The following is a 14449-nucleotide window of genomic DNA, read 5'->3' as shown; positions in this document are numbered from 1 at the left end:
TTCGGATGTTCGGTATTGTCGAACGCTCTGGTCAGTACCAGTACGGCCGCCCGGGCGTCGCGGGATCGGGCCGCAGACGAAGGAGCCGGGTACCGCCCCCGTGGCGGTACCCGGCTCCCCCGGTGGAGAGGCTCGTCAGCCCCCGAACCCGGTCAGCTTCCAGATCCAGGCGCCGAGCACGCCGCCGACGATCGGCGCGACGACGGGGATCCAGGCGTAACCCCAGTCCGAGGAGCCCTTGCCCGGGATGGGCAGGAGCGCGTGGGCGATACGCGGGCCCAGGTCACGGGCCGGGTTGATCGCGTAGCCGGTCGGGCCGCCCAGGGACAGGCCGATGCCGAGCACGAGCAGACCGACCAGGAGCGGGGCCAGACCCGTGGAGAACAGGGCCGACAGGTCCACCTCACCGTCGCGGATGTGCTCGCTGTTGGCGCCGATGCCCAGGATGCCGATGAGCAGCATCGCGGTACCGATGACCTCGGTGACGAAGTTGGCGACCGGCTTGCGCACGGCCGGGGCCGTGCTGAACACCGCGAGCTTGGCGTCGGCGTCCTCGGTCGGCGCCCAGTGCGCGTGGTAGACGAGGTACACGAGCACGGCACCGGTGAAGGCGCCCGCCATCTGCGCGGCGATGTACCCGGGAACCAGGGACCACTCGAACGAGCCGATGCTCGCCAGACCGATGGTGACCGCCGGGTTGATGTGGGCGCCGCTCGTGGTGCCCGTGACGTAGACGGCCATCGCGACCGCCATACCCCAGCCGAACGTGATGACGATCCAGCCGGCGTTGTTGGCCTTGGACTTGGCCAGCACCACGCCGGCGACGACGCCGCCGCCGAGCAGGATCAGGATCGCCGTGCCGACGAACTCTGCCAGATAAACCATGTGGACCTCCGCCCCGTGTGGGGCATGCGGGGTGCGGGAGGTCCGTCGCTCCGCGTCCGGGGGGCGTGGGACGCGGGCGACAAGCGGACTCACCCGTCACGTGATGGGGATGTGCGGGGCACGCGGTGTGCCCCGGGGGCCGCCCCGGGGATCCCCGGCTGTCGCCGGTGACCCCTGGGAGCGGTCGTCAGAGGGGATCGCCGAAGCGTTCTACTTCGCGTTCTCGGCCGGGTGCTCGACCCAGCCGAGGGTGCGCTCGACGGCCTTGTTCCAGTTGCGGTACTCGCGGTCGCGGACCTCGGGATCCATCTTGGGAGTCCACTCGGCCGCCTTGTGCCAGTTGGCGCGCAGGGTCTCCACGTCCGGCCAGTAGCCGACGGCCAGACCCGCGGCGTAGGCCGCGCCCAGGCAGGTGGTCTCGGCGACCATCGGCCGGACGACCTCGGCGTCGAGCACGTCGGACAGGATCTGCATGAGGAGGTTGTCCGCCGTCATGCCGCCGTCCACCTTGAGGGTGGTCAGGTCGATCCGGGCGTCGGCGTTCATCGCGTCGACGACCTCGCGGGTCTGCCACGCGGACGCCTCCAGGACGGCGCGGGCGATGTGGCCCTTGTTGACGTAGCCGGTCAGACCGGCGACGACGCCGCGGGCGTCGCTGCGCCAGTGCGGGGCGAACAGGCCGGAGAAGGCGGGGACGATGTAGCAGCCGCCGTTGTCCTCCACGGTGCGCGCGAGGGTCTCGATCTCCGGGGCGGTGGAGATCAGGCCCAGGTTGTCGCGCAGCCACTGGACGAGGGAGCCGGTGACGGCGATCGAGCCCTCCAGGGCGTACACGGCGGGCTCGTCGCCCAGCTTGTAGCCGAGCGTGGTGAGCAGGCCGTTGTCGGAGGTGACCGGCTCGGTGCCGGTGTTCATCACCAGGAAGGTGCCGGTGCCGTAGGTGCCCTTGACGTCACCCGGGTCGAAGCAGGTCTGGCCGAACAGGGCGGCGTGCTGGTCGCCGAGGGAGGAGGCGACCGGGGTTCCGGCGAGGTAGCCGCGGGCGGTGCCGTAGACCTCGGAGGAGGAGCGGATCTCGGGGAGGACGGCCGCGGGGATGTCCATCGCGTCCAGGACCTCGGGGTCCCACTCCAGCGTGCGGAGGTTCATCAGCATGGTGCGGCTGGCGTTGGTCACGTCCGTGACGTGGTGGCCCGTCAGCTTCCAGATGAGCCAGGTGTCCATGGTGCCGAACAGCACCTCGCCGCGCTCGGCGCGCCCGCGCAGGCCCTCGACGTTGTCCAGTAGCCAGCGGAGCTTGGGGCCGGAGAAGTAGGTGGCGAGCGGGAGGCCGCACGCGGCGCGGAAGCGGTCCTGGCCGCCGTCCTCGCTGAGCTCGCGGACGATGTCGTGGGTGCGCGTGTCCTGCCAGACGATGGCGTTGTGGACCGGCTTGCCCGTTTCGCGGTCCCACACGACGGTGGTCTCGCGCTGGTTCGTGATGCCGATGGCGGCGACCTGGTCGGGCGTGATGTCGCTCTTCTGGAGGGCCTGCTGGACGACGACCTCGACGTTGGTCCAGATCTCCTCGGCGTCGTGCTCCACCCAGCCGGGCTGGGGGAAGATCTGGCGGTGCTCGCGCTGGTCGACCGAGACGATCCGTCCGTCCCGGTCGAAGAGGATGCAGCGGCTCGACGTGGTGCCCTGGTCGATCGCGGCGACGTACTGCTGACTCATCGGGATGTTCGCCTTCCGGTGGACGGCTGCGGGTTGGAAGCCGGGATGGGTGTCGAACGGGTGAACTCGGCATGTACCGAACGGCGTACGACATTGACGTATGAAGTACGCGTCAGTTTCATCCGTCTTTCCTTCCCATGTCAAGACGGCGTGACGCAATCGTGTCGCGTGGATCACACACCACGGAGAGTGATCGCCAGTGGGTGTACGAGAACTGTGTCAGGGCAGGGGCTGGCGCGGAACGCACCACTCCGACCTGCGGATATCGCGTGACTCAGGGGCGGAGGGCCGTGCGGGCGCGGGGTGGCGGTCAGTAGGGGGTGGCGCCCAGATCCCGGGATATCGCGCGGGCGGCGTCGCGGACGTAGGAGACCTGCTCCATGTCCGGCTTCCCGTCCTCCCCCGCCAGGCGCTCCACCGCGCCGCGCACGCCGATGCCGCCCACGGTGACGCCGCGCCGGTCGCGGATGGGCGCGGCGATGGAGACCTCGCCCTCGACCAGCTCCTCGGCCTCCCACGCCCAGCCGTTGTCGCGCACCTCGGCCAACTGCTCCTCCAGGGCGGCCGGGGAGACGATCGTGTGCCGGGTGAACACGGGGAGCGAGACCACCCCGTCGGACTCGGAGGCCGGGGTGTCCTCCTCGGGGACGGCGAGGGGGTCGTAGGCCATGAGGACCTTGCCGATGGCGGTCGCGTGCAGGGGCAGGAGGTCGCCCACGTCGAGTGTCTGCCGGGTCGAGTCCGGGCGGAAGACGTGGTGCACCACCAGGACCTGGCTCTTGTGCAGGGTGCCGATCCGCACGCTCTCGCCGCTGCGGGAGGCGAGGGTGTCGGCCCAGTTCAGGGCGCGGGTGCGCAGTTCGTTCCCGTCGAGGTAGCGGGTGCCCAGGCTCAGCATGCCGCCGCCCAGGCGGTAGCGCCCCGACTCGGGGTCCTGCTCGACGAACCCCACGTGCTGGAGGGTGCGCAGGATGCCCAGGGCGGTGCCCTTGGGCAGTTCGAGGGACCGGGAGATCTCCGCCAGGCTCAGCCCCCGGGCGCCGCTGGCCAGGAGCCGGAGGATGGCGGCGGCGCGTTCGATCGACTGGATTCTTCCCGGCATGGGGGTGCAACCACTCTCTAGTACGACAATGTCATACGCCAAATGCTACTACGCGATGTGACGCGCCACACCTCGCGTGCGTCTCGGCTCCGCGTGCGGTCGGGCAAGTGTAGCCCCCGACCTGTGCCCTGACCTGCGTGGGAGAGGAGCGTCACAGCTCCGCGGCGGCCTTGGTGATCTCCCCCGCGGCGGCGTCGACATCGCTGTCGGTGATGTCCAGGTGCAGGACGAGCCGGATGAGGGAGGGGCCGATGGCGAGGGCGGCGACACCGTGCTCGGACATCAGCTCCACGAGCCGGTCCGCCGCCCCCTCCGGGGTCCGCACCAGCACCATGTTGGTCCGCGCCCGCGCCGACAGTCCCGGCGCCTCCGCGAGCCGATCGGCGAGCAGGTCGGCGCGGCTGTGGTCCTCGGGCAGCCGCTCGCGGTGGTGGCGCAGCGCGTGCAGCGCGCCCGCGGCGACGATCCCCGCCTGGCGCATGCCGGCGCCCAGCAGCTTGCGGGCGCGCCGGGCACGGCGGACGGTCGCCGCGTCACCGGCCATGGCGGACCCCACGGGGGCGCCGAGCCCCTTGGAGAAGCACACCGACACCGTGTCGAACCCGTCCGCGACCTCGGCGGGGGACACCTCGAGCGCCGCCGCCGCGTTCCACAGCCGTGCCCCGTCCAGGTGCGCGCGCATGCCGTGGCCGTGCGCGAACGCGACCACCCGGCGCTGTTCGGCCAGGGGCACGACCTGTCCGGTGAAGGTGTTCTCCAGCCACAGCAGCGCCGGTTCCGCGCGGTGCGCGTCGTCCTGGCGCGCGCCGCGCATCCACGCGGTCAGGAGGCCGTCGTCGGGGACGGGGGCTCCGGAGTACAGGCGCGGCAGCGCTCGGGACAGGACCGCCGTCGCGCCCTGCTCGTCGCCGATGAGGTGGTGGTGCTCGTGCGCCCACACCTCCTCGCCGCTGCGCGTGGACACGTACAGCGCGACCTGGTTGGCCATGTGCCCGGACGGCACGTAGACGGCGGCCTCCTTGCCCAGCGCGGCCGCCGTCTCCTCCTCCAGGGCGCGCACGGTCGGATCCTCGCCGAACACGTCGTCGCCGACCTCGGCCGAGGCGATGGCACGGCGCATGGCCGAGGTCGGACGGGTCACGGTGTCGGAGCGCAGGTCGATCATCGGCGTTCCTCTCGCTGGGGCGGAGCCGGGCTCCGGGGCGGAGCCCGTGAGGTGGTGGAACCGACGATACTGGGGCGATCCGGGCTAGGTCAGGACTCTCCGATCCGGTCCAGGGCCTGCGACAGCAGCCGCAGCGACTCCAGGGCGCGCGCCGTCCCCTCCTCGCCGAGCTCGCTCACGAGCGCCTCCGCGACCCGGGCGTGGTCCGGATCGATCCGGCGCAGCGCCGCCAGCCCCTCCTCGGTGGGGGCCAGCAGCTTGGCGCGGCTGTGCGCGGGGTTGGGGCGGTACTCGGCCAGCCCCTGCTCCACCAGCAGGTCCGCGATGCGCTGCACGCTCTGGCGCGAGGTGCCGAATCTCCGGGCGACCGCCGACACGGGTCTGGGCTCGTCGGTCACCGCTCCCAGCACCTGCCATCGGGCGGCGGTCAGCCCCACCGGCCGGGCCAGCTCCTCGGCCACGGTCAGGAGCTGGCCGTTGAGGCGGAACACCGTGAGCGCGGTGCCCGACAACAGGTCGGAATGGCGTGGGTCGGGTCGGGTCATGCGTGCGACGCCTCGGCGAGCACGGCGAAGGCCTCCGGGTCGTGGTTGGCGAAGAGCCGGTACCAGGCGTCGAGGACGCGCGGGGAGTACAGGTCCAGCATCGCGAAGATCGCGCGCGCGAACTCCATCGGCGCGGTGGGACCCGCGGTGATCAGGTCCCCGTCGGTGACCACGAGTTCGGAACGGTAGTGCGCGATCCCGGCGTACCCGGTGGCCAGGAGGTACTCGGGGACGGCGCTGGTGTGGGCGCGGTCGTCGAGGAGCCCCTCGCGGGCCAGCCCGGCGGTCGCGCCGCAGATGGCCGCGACCGGGACGCCGGCGTCGAGGAAGATCCCGGCGGCCGAGGTGAAGGGCGTGAGCGTCTCGGGGTCGGCGTCCCACAGGTCGGAGCCGGGGAGGATCAGCATCGCGCTCGCCGAGGGCTTGAGCTGGGGGAGCGTGATGTCGGGCAGGACGGTCAGCCCTCCCATCGTGGTGACGGGGGCGCCGGTGAGCCCGACGGTGACCACGTCGTGGTGGCCGGGGTGCCGGTGGGCGTGTCCGTTGCGGATGTGCGCGACGGCGTGCCCGATCTCCCAGTCGGCCATCTGGTCGTAGACGGCGAGGTGGACGGTGCGCTTGGGTGTTTCGTTCATGACAACATCCTGTCATGTTGACAGCATCCTGTCAAGAGGGAGGACTGTCCGAGAGAGGTTGCGGGGAGGTGTGCCCCACGGACGAGCGGTCGGCCGCGGCCGTGCGGACACGGTAGGGACTCCGCGCCAGGTCTGTGGGCATAATGGAGCAGAAACGGTCCGCCGTGCCTTTTCGGACAGTGCACAATTCCACAGCCCCCACGAATGAAAAACGGAGAGGGTGACCCCCCGTGCCGACCGAGACCGGCCGTCGCTTCCTCGTCGCCGTTGGCGTCTCCCGGTACCAGCACCTCCCGAGCGACGGGCAGTTGGGCGGGGTCGGTGAGGACGTGCGGGCCGTGCGGGACCTGTTCACCGGCCTGGGCTACACGTCCGTGCTGGAGGGTGTGGGGGAGTACGACAGCGCGCACGGAATCCGAGAGAGAATCAGATTCTGGGCGGAGGATGTAGAACTCGACGAAACGGACATCGTCGTCGTGTATTTCGCCGGGCACGGATACGCGCCCGACCGGGACCGGCACTATCTCTGCTGCTGGGACACGAAGATCGAGAACCCGGCCTCCACCGCGCTGGCCACCGAGGACCTGGCACGCATCCTGTGCGAGGGGCGGCTCCGACGGCTCATGGTCGTCCTCGACACCTGCTCGGCCGGTGCGGGGGCCTCCGACGCCGCCGGGTACGCGCTGCGGACCCTCGCCTACCGTTTCACCGGCGGGGACGTGGCCAGTTCGGTGTGCTTCCTGTCCTCGGCCCGTGCCAAGGACCTCGCCCAGGACAGGGCCTTCGCGCCCGCGCTGCGGGAGGCGGTCGCGGCCGCGACGGAGCGGGCGGGCCAGCGGCAGCCCTACCTGGATCTGGCGTCGGTGGTTCAGCACGTCAACGACCACTTCGGGGAGTCGGGCGTCCACCAGCGCGCCGAACTGGCCAAGGGGGCGGGGACGGGGCTGGACCCGTTCCTTCCCAACGACTCCTACCGGCCCGGGCTGCCCGCCGAGGGGACCGACCTCGACCTCCAGCGGCAGGCGGCCGAGCTGATCGAGCACTACGGGCCGCGTTCGCGCGGGGTCGAGTTCGAGTCCGAGCAGGGCCGGTACTTCAGCGGGCGGGAACGGGTCCTGCGCGAACTGGTCGATCTGGTGACGCTCGGCTCGCCGCTGGGGATCTCCGGACTGATCTTCGACCGCCTCGTCCCGTCGCCCTCCGACGGCCGGGGCACGCGACCGCCGAGCGTCGGCGCGTGGACCGACGTGGCCGACCGGCGTGACGTGGTCGCGCTCGTCAAGGCGTTGGATCCGCTGTTCGGCGGGGTCGACGACCGGTCGGTGGACAACGGGCCCAAGGCGCACGACGCCGCGCCCTACCTGACCTCCCGCCAGGTGGGGGAGGCGGTGGCCGCCGGGCTGAGCGCCTGAGGCGACGACGAACCCGCCCCTCCGGGCCCGTGGCGTCCCGCGCCACGGGCCCGGACATGTTTCCGCGTGGGGGCGCGGGGGTGACGCGGGTCTCGCGGACGTAACAGATCCGAACGACCCGGTTCACACGGGCTCACAAATGGTATTACCATTGCCGTCACCTGTTCCAAGCGCAGGTCACGGCCGTGTCCTCGGCGGCCCAGTGTCCACATCCGCCCACCGGAAGGCTCCGTCGTGGAGAACTTCGAACCCGTCTACGGCACGGGACCCCTCCTCGGGATCGCGGCCGGCGCCATCGCCCTCCTGCTGCTCCTGATCATCCGCTTCAGACTGCACGCGTTCGTCGCGCTCGTCCTGGTCAGCGTCCTCACCGCGCTCGCGACCGGGATCCCCGCCTCCGGCGTGGTGCCGACCCTCCTCGGCGGCTTCGGCGGCACCCTCGCCAACGTCGCCCTCCTGGTCGGCCTCGGCGTCATGATCGGCCGCCTCCTGGAGGTCACCGGCGGCGCCGCCGTCCTCGCCGGGGCCCTGATCAAGGCCTTCGGGGAGAAGCGGGCCCCCCTCGGGCTCGGCGTGGCCTCCCTGCTCTTCGGCTTCCCGATCTTCTTCGACGTCGGCCTCATCGTCATGTTGCCGATCGTCTTCAGCGTCGCCCGGCGCCTGGGCGGATCGGTGCTCACCTACGCCCTGCCGACGGCCGGTGCGTTCGCGGTCATGCACGCCTTCGTCCCGCCGCACCCCGGACCGGTCACCGCGGCCGTCGAGATCGGCGCCGACATGGGCCTCGCCCTCCTCGTCGGCCTGGTCCTGGCCATCCCCACCTGGTACCTCTCCAGCTACCTCTACGGCCTGTGGGCGGGCAAGCGCTTCGAGATCCCCGTCCCCGACGACATCCTGGCCGACGGCACCGTCAAGCACGACGACCCGCCGCGCCTGGCCACCGTCCTGGGCATCCTGCTGCTCCCGATGGTGCTGATCTTCGGCAACACCGGCACCGCCACCCTCGTGGCCACCGGCGCCGTCGCCGAGGACGCCCTGTGGGTGCGGGTCCTGCAGCTGCTGGGCCAGACCCCGATCGCGCTGCTGCTCACCGTGCTCGTCGCGATGATCGCGCTCGGCCACGGCCGGTACTCCCGCGCGAAGGTCGAGGAGATCGTCGGCGGGGCGCTCGGCCCGGTCTGCGGCATCATCCTCATCACCGGCGCCGGCGGCATGTTCGGCGGCGTCCTGCGCACCAGCGGCATCGGCGAGGCCCTCGCCGGGACCCTGGAGTCCACCGGGCTCCCCGTGATCGTCGCGGCCTTCGTCATCGCGCTGGCCCTGCGGGTCGCGCAGGGGTCGGCGACGGTGGCCCTGACCACGGCGGCCGGTCTCATCGCCCCCGCGGTGCACGCCACCGGCGGCCTGTCCTCGATCGACCTGGCCCTGATCGTCATCGCGATCGCCTGCGGCGCCACCGCCTTCTCCCACGTCAACGACTCCGGGTTCTGGCTGGTCGGCCGCTTCCTCGGCATGGACGTCAAGACGACGCTCAAGACGTGGACGGTCATGGAGACCCTCATCGGCTTCGTCGGCTTCGGCTTCGCCTTCGGACTGAGCCTGGTGGTGTGACCTGTTCCCGCGCGGGCGACGGGCGGGAACCCGCGTCATCCCCGCCCGTCGCCCTCCAGCGCGCCGGCGACCTCGCTGACGATCGAGCGCATGGCCGCCTCGGCCACGTCGGGCAGACCGTCGGCGACGGCCCGGGCCACCGCGGTGTGCAGGCGCAGCGCCTCCGGGCGGGGGTTGCGCGGCATGAGGTGGAAGGACGTGCGACCGATCAGCACCTCGGCCACCACCTGGGAGAGTCCGACGAACATCTCGTTCGCCGACAGCTCCAGGATCCGGCGGTGGAAGGCGATGTCGAGGTCGAGGAAGGCGTCCAGGTCCCCGGCGCGTCCGGTGCGGGTCATCTGCTCGGCGACCACGACGAGCTGGGCGCGCTCCTCGCCGTCGCCGCGCACGGCAGCGAGGGCGGCGGCGGCCGGTTCCACGGCGGCGCGCAGTTCGTTGAGCGAGCGCAGCTGCGCCATCCGGCCCGGCCCGGCCAGGCGCCAGCGGATCAGCTGGGGGTCGAAGACGCTCCAGTCGGAGCGCGGGAGCACGCGGATCCCGGTCCGGGGCCGACTGACCACCAGGCGCATCGACTCCAGGACGCGGACGGCCTCGCGGGCGACCGTGCGGGAGACCCCGAAGTCCTCCTCCAGGCCCTGGAGCGTGAACGTGTGGCCGGGCTCGTACTCGTCGGCGGCGATCGCGGGGCCCAGGACCGCCAGCACGCGGTTGTGCAGTGTGCGGTTGTCAGTGCCCATCGTGCTCCCAGCGCTCCGGATTCCGCCCGCCGTGTGGGACGCGGTCCGCCCGAAGCCTAGCCGGACTGATTGATATCACTATTGATGGCGGTGGTCGCGTGAGCACGCGGGTACACACGAGAGCGGGAGAGACCATGCACTTCGTCTTCATGGGCGTTTCGGGGAGCGGCAAGACCACGGTGGCCGCGCGCGTGGCGGGGCGGCTCGACCTGCCCTTCGCGGAGGCCGACGCGTTCCACCCCGCGGGGAGCATCGCCAAGATGGCCCGGGGCGTGCCGTTGACCGACGAGGACCGGTGGCCCTGGCTGCGCGACCTCGCGGCGTGGATCGCCGGGCACGACGCGCGCGGCGAGTCCACCGTCATGGCGTGCTCGGCGTTGAAACGGTCCTACCGCGACGTGCTGCGCGAGGGCGCGCCGGACGTGCGCTTCCTGCACATGAGCGGGTCCTTCGAGGTGATCAGCGCGCGCATGGGCGCCCGGGAGGGCCACTTCATGCCTCCAGCGCTGTTGGAGTCGCAGCTGGCCACCCTGGAGGATCTGGGCCCCGACGAACTCGGGGAGGTGTTCGACGTGCGCGAGGACGTCGACGTGCTCACTGAGCGCGCTTTGGCCTATGTCGGCCGCCAGTCCCGCCCCGCCGGGACCTGAACTCCCCGCGGGAACGTCTCTGACCTGCGAACTCCGAACGGGTCGCGCGGTCCGCTCCGGGTTGGGGGCCTCGGCTCGGGGAGGATTGGGGCCATCCCCCTGTTGCGCCGCGCCGCGCCGCACGCGACCCTGTTCGTCATGTATGAGACGGTTTCCTCCCCCTCCGTCACCGAGCAGCGACCCGGGACCGCCGCGCCGACGCCCGGCAGCGGCCTCCTCGCCGGACGCCGCCCCGGTGAACGGGCCCCGTCGGACGTGCTGCACGCCTGCGTCCTGATGTTCGCCACCGCACCCTTCTTCGCCTACCTCGCGTACGCGGCCTGGGACCGCCTGGGCGCCGGCGTCCCCGCCCCGGTCGCCACCGGGCTGTGGACCGTGCTGGTCGGCTCCGCCGCGGCGGGCGCGGCGATGGCCGGGCTGGCCGTGCCGGTGCTCAGGGCCGTGCCCCTGCTGTGGCGGGTGTCCCAGGCGGGCGCCCTCCTGGGGATGGCCGTCGCCCTGTCGGGCCTGCACCGGGCGGCCCAGGTCGCCAGCACCCCGCTCATGGTCGCCGGGGCCCTGGCGGCGCTGGCCGCCGTCCTCGTCAACGTCGCCCTGTGGACCACGGTGGTCCGCCGCTGGTGCGCGGCGGACCCGGCGGGCTCAGCCGGCCGCGTCGGCCAGGAAGGCTGAGAGCGTCTCCCCCTGCCCGAGGATCGCGTGTCCGGTTCCGGGCAGGACGGTCACCGCGGCGTGCGGGACCAGCGCGCGCACGCGGCGGACGGTCCCGCGGGAATCGAACATCGCGTCGCGGTCGCCCACGATCACCAGGGTCGGCATCGCCAGGCCGCGCAGGGCGTCGTCGGAGAAGACGGGCAGCCGTTCGGTACGCGGCCGGAACCCGGAGAAGGTCTCCTGCACGGCGTCCAGCACCTCCCGGTCCTCCGGATCCCTCAGGCCCGTCACCGCCCGCACCGAGCGGCGCCGTCCGCGTGCCCCGAACAGGCGCGGCAGCAGGGCCGCGAGGATCCGCTCCGTGGTCTGCCGACCCAGGCCGCCCGGGCACAGCAGGGCCAGGGCGCGGATCCGCTCCGGGCGCCGGACGGCGTGGTCGAGGGCCACCCAACCGCCCAGGGACGTCCCGACGAGCGCGGTCCCGCCGATCCCCAGCCCGTCCAGGACCTCGTCCAGCCACGCGGACAGGGCGTCGGAGTCCAGCGGCGGGCGCGAGGGCGCGCTCAGGCCCGGCTCGCCGACGAGGTCGACGCAGTGGACCCGGTTCCGCCGGGCCAGGACGGCGGCGTCCTCCCTCCACGCCGACGTGTTGGCGCCCGAACCGTGCAGCAGCACGACCGGGGGCGCGTCCCGCGGTCCGCAGACCACGACGAACGTCTCGCCCTGGCGGGTGGGCACCCGCCGGTGTTCGACGGGGACCGGCCAGGCGTCCAGGTCACGGCGGTAGCGGTCCCGGATCGCCCGCTCGCCGGCGGGCGAACGGTAGATCGCGCTCACGGGGCGAGCACCCCCTCCAGGCAGTCGAGCATCCGGGCGGTGTCCGCCAGACCGCCCAGGACGACGACCTTCATCCGCGACCGCTCGGCGTCGAAGACCGTCTTGACGCCCAGCGGCGGGCCGTCCGCGCGGGGGCTGGCCGCCACGCTGGTCAGGAGTGTGGTCACCCGGTCGGCGGTCGCCCGGTCCACGCCCTCGATCTCCACGATGCTCGACACCTCGCCGCGCGGCGGCCCGGAGGCCGCGCCCGGCGGATCGGGCATCGGCCGCCCGGTGAAGGCCTCCAGGTCGGATTGGGCGATCCGGTACTGCTTGCCGATGCGCACCGCGTTGAGCCGCCCGTCGCGCACGTAGGTGCGGACGGTGCGGACGTGGAGGCCCAGCCGCTCGGCGACCTGGTCCACGGAGTAGAGACGATCATTCACAAGGATACTCTAACCTTCCTCATCTTCCATGGCAACAGGGAAGTTTAAGGAACAATAGGTGCGTGTGGCGTCAGGAGTCCTGTGCCCGGTGTCGGACCTGGGTCCCCAACGCCGCGTGAGTGGACAAAGAAGACAAACGTTGAACGTCCCATCATCCTTTTTAATCTGGGCACTCGACGACCAATAACCACATAATTCACGGAGGGGTTTCTTTCCCGCGGTTCGCGTGATAACGGGGGCGGCCTTCACACGGCGCGCACAAAACCCGACCTATGGATCGCGGCACAGAACTGAAACGGTTGTATTAATACCCAGCCGTCCATCTTCCCCGGCGGACTTCACGCGGTTTAGGGTCCGACCTATCGACCAGGGCCTCGACCCCCCGCCCACACCGAGGTGGACCATGTTCAGGAAGTCTTCCGGAAGGCCGCTCGCGCTCCTCGCCGCGGCCGCCTCACTCGTGCTGGTGGCGACAGCCTGCGCGGAGAGCGACCGCGAGGGGTCGGGTGGCGACGACTCCGAGCCGTTCGTCTTCGCGAGCGCCGGCGACATCAGCACCCTCGACCCCTTCTTCACCAGTAGTGGAGAAACATTCCGCTACAGCAGGCAGGTCTTCGAAACACTGCTGGAACACGAATCCGGCGGCACGGAGATCGTCGGCGGCCTCGCCGAGGACTGGGAACAGTCCGAGGACGGCACCGAATGGACCTTCCACCTGCGCGACGGCGTCACCTTCCACGACGGCGAGGAATTCAACGCCGAGGCGGTCTGCGCCAACTTCGACCGCTGGTACACCATGACCGGTCCCTACCAGGACGGGAACAACTCCTACTACTGGCAGGCGATCTTCGGCGGCTTCGCCGAGAACGAGAACGAGGACCTGGGCGAGCCCCGCTTCGAGTCCTGCGAGGCGACCGACGAGCTCACCGCGGTCATCACCGTCTCCGAGTACTCGTCGGTCTTCCCCGGAGGGTTCTCCCTGGCCGCCTTCGGCATCATGAGTCCGGCCGTGATCGAGCAGGTCGCCGACGAGGAGATCACCGGCGAGCCCGGCAACTTCACCCTTCCCTCCTACACCCAGGAGGCGGGGACGGTCGCCGGAACGGGCCCGTTCCGCGTCACGGAGTGGAACCGCGACCAGGCCGAGGTCACCCTGGAGCGCTACGACGACTACTGGGGCGAGCCCGCGGGCTTCGAGACCATGATCCTGCGCGCCATCCCCGACGAGAACGCGCGCCGCCAGGCCTTGGAGGCGGGCGACATCCACGGCTACGACCTGGTCGCCCCCGCCGACGTCGAACCCCTGGAGGCCGCCGGGTTCCAGGTGCCCACCCGCGGCGTGTTCAACGTCCTCTACATGGCCTACCAGCAGGAGACCAACGAGTCCCTCGCCGACCTGGAGGTCCGCCAGGCCCTCGCGCACGCGGTCGACCGGCAGCGGATCGTCGACACCATCCTCCCCGAGGGCGGTGAGGTGGCCACCCAGTTCATGCCCGACACGCTCGACGGCTGGTCGCCCGACGTCCAGACCTACGAGTACGACCCCGACCTGGCGGAGCAGATGCTGGCGGACGCCGGGCAGGAGGACCTGACGGTCGAGTTCTGCTACCCCACCGACGTCACCCGGCCCTACATGCCCGCGCCGCGCGACATCTTCGATGTCATCGCCGCCGACCTGGAGGCCGTCGGCGTCACCGTGGAGCCGACGACCTACGAGTGGACCGAGTACATCCCGCGGACCAACGCGGGCGACTGCGACATGTACCTGCTCGGCTGGACCGGCGACTACAACGACGCCTACAACTTCATCGGCACCTGGTTCAGCGGCCCCTCCGACGAGTTCGGGCTGCGGGACGAGGACCTGTTCGAGGCCATGGCCGAGGCCAGTTCCAACCCGGACACCGGGGAGCGGGTCGCCGCCTACGAGGGCCTGAACGAGCAGATCATGGAGATCCTGCCCGGGCTGCCCATCTCCAGCTCCCCGCCCTCCATCGCCTTCGCGCCGAACGTCGACCCGCCGAACGTGAGCCCACTGACCCAGGAGGAGTTCCGCGAGGCCTCCTGGCAGTGAC

General features: G+C 71.4%; 14 protein-coding genes. 5 read left to right on the top strand and 9 right to left on the bottom strand.

Features of this window, described 5'->3' with window-relative positions:
* Positions 1 to 135: 135 nt before the first annotated feature.
* The 6 genes from ACIBFB_RS00840 to ACIBFB_RS00815 form a co-directional block, all read right to left on the bottom strand.
* Positions 136 to 885 (bottom strand): MIP/aquaporin family protein, encoded by a 750-nt coding sequence (locus ACIBFB_RS00840; protein WP_397224724.1) that lies wholly within the window; start codon positions 883 to 885, stop codon positions 136 to 138.
* 210 nt (positions 886 to 1095) lie between these two features.
* Positions 1096 to 2601 (bottom strand): glycerol kinase GlpK, encoded by a 1506-nt coding sequence (gene glpK / locus ACIBFB_RS00835; protein WP_397224722.1) that lies wholly within the window; start codon positions 2599 to 2601, stop codon positions 1096 to 1098.
* A gap of 310 nt (positions 2602 to 2911) precedes the next feature.
* Entirely contained in the window at positions 2912 to 3703 is a 792-nt protein-coding gene (locus ACIBFB_RS00830; protein ID WP_397224720.1) for an IclR family transcriptional regulator, read from the bottom strand.
* Positions 3704 to 3854: 151 nt separating this feature from the next.
* The gene (locus tag ACIBFB_RS00825; RefSeq protein WP_397224718.1) at positions 3855 to 4868 is read right to left on the bottom strand and encodes a threonine aldolase family protein; all 1014 of its coding nucleotides are present in this window, start codon (positions 4866 to 4868) and stop codon (positions 3855 to 3857) included.
* An 89-nt stretch (positions 4869 to 4957) separates the two neighbouring features.
* Complete coding sequence (locus ACIBFB_RS00820) at positions 4958 to 5413, bottom strand: MarR family winged helix-turn-helix transcriptional regulator (protein WP_397224716.1); 456 nt, start codon at positions 5411 to 5413, stop codon at positions 4958 to 4960.
* The gene (locus ACIBFB_RS00815) at positions 5410 to 6048 is read right to left on the bottom strand and encodes a DJ-1/PfpI family protein (protein WP_397224714.1); all 639 of its coding nucleotides are present in this window, start codon (positions 6046 to 6048) and stop codon (positions 5410 to 5412) included. Before ACIBFB_RS00815 ends, ACIBFB_RS00820 begins: the two co-directional genes overlap by 4 nt.
* A 230-nt stretch (positions 6049 to 6278) precedes the next feature.
* Here ACIBFB_RS00815 and ACIBFB_RS00810 point away from each other — a divergent pair, with 230 nt between their 5' ends.
* Both ACIBFB_RS00810 and ACIBFB_RS00805 read left to right on the top strand, forming a co-directional pair.
* Positions 6279 to 7460 carry a caspase family protein gene (locus tag ACIBFB_RS00810; protein ID WP_397224712.1) on the top strand — a complete coding sequence of 394 codons (1182 nt, stop codon included), beginning with the start codon at positions 6279 to 6281 and terminating at the stop codon, positions 7458 to 7460.
* 234 nt (positions 7461 to 7694) lie between these two features.
* Positions 7695 to 9071, top strand: coding sequence for a GntP family permease (locus ACIBFB_RS00805; RefSeq protein ID WP_397224710.1), 1377 nt, complete (start codon positions 7695 to 7697; stop codon positions 9069 to 9071).
* Positions 9072 to 9106: 35 nt separating this feature from the next.
* Here the strand turns inward: ACIBFB_RS00805 and ACIBFB_RS00800 are convergent, their stop codons facing one another.
* Positions 9107 to 9811, bottom strand: coding sequence for a FadR/GntR family transcriptional regulator (locus ACIBFB_RS00800; protein ID WP_397224708.1), 705 nt, complete (start codon positions 9809 to 9811; stop codon positions 9107 to 9109).
* Between the two features lie 134 nt (positions 9812 to 9945).
* Here ACIBFB_RS00800 and ACIBFB_RS00795 point away from each other — a divergent pair, with 134 nt between their 5' ends.
* Both ACIBFB_RS00795 and ACIBFB_RS00790 read left to right on the top strand, forming a co-directional pair.
* Positions 9946 to 10461: a gluconokinase gene (locus ACIBFB_RS00795; protein WP_397224706.1), complete on the top strand. Its 516-nt coding sequence runs from the start codon at positions 9946 to 9948 to the stop codon at positions 10459 to 10461.
* Positions 10462 to 10599: 138 nt separating this feature from the next.
* On the top strand, positions 10600 to 11133 hold the full coding sequence (locus ACIBFB_RS00790) for a hypothetical protein (RefSeq protein WP_397224704.1): 534 nt from the start codon (positions 10600 to 10602) through the stop codon (positions 11131 to 11133).
* Here the strand turns inward: ACIBFB_RS00790 and ACIBFB_RS00785 are convergent.
* Positions 11104 to 11952, bottom strand: coding sequence for an alpha/beta fold hydrolase (locus tag ACIBFB_RS00785; RefSeq protein ID WP_397224702.1), 849 nt, complete (start codon positions 11950 to 11952; stop codon positions 11104 to 11106). The genes ACIBFB_RS00790 and ACIBFB_RS00785 overlap by 30 nt on opposite strands.
* Complete coding sequence (locus ACIBFB_RS00780) at positions 11949 to 12377, bottom strand: helix-turn-helix domain-containing protein (protein ID WP_397224700.1); 429 nt, start codon at positions 12375 to 12377, stop codon at positions 11949 to 11951. The genes ACIBFB_RS00785 and ACIBFB_RS00780 overlap by 4 nt, the downstream gene beginning before the upstream one ends.
* A 403-nt stretch (positions 12378 to 12780) precedes the next feature.
* On the opposite strand from ACIBFB_RS00780, the gene ACIBFB_RS00775 reads away from it, so the two are divergent.
* Positions 12781 to 14448 (top strand): ABC transporter substrate-binding protein, encoded by a 1668-nt coding sequence (locus ACIBFB_RS00775; protein WP_397224698.1) that lies wholly within the window; start codon positions 12781 to 12783, stop codon positions 14446 to 14448.
* Position 14449 lies beyond the last annotated feature (1 nt).

The sequence above is a fragment of the Nocardiopsis sp. NPDC050513 genome (assembly GCF_044457925.1).
Classification (GTDB): domain Bacteria; phylum Actinomycetota; class Actinomycetes; order Streptosporangiales; family Streptosporangiaceae; genus Nocardiopsis.
This window is presented reverse-complemented; position numbering and strand designations above follow the sequence as displayed.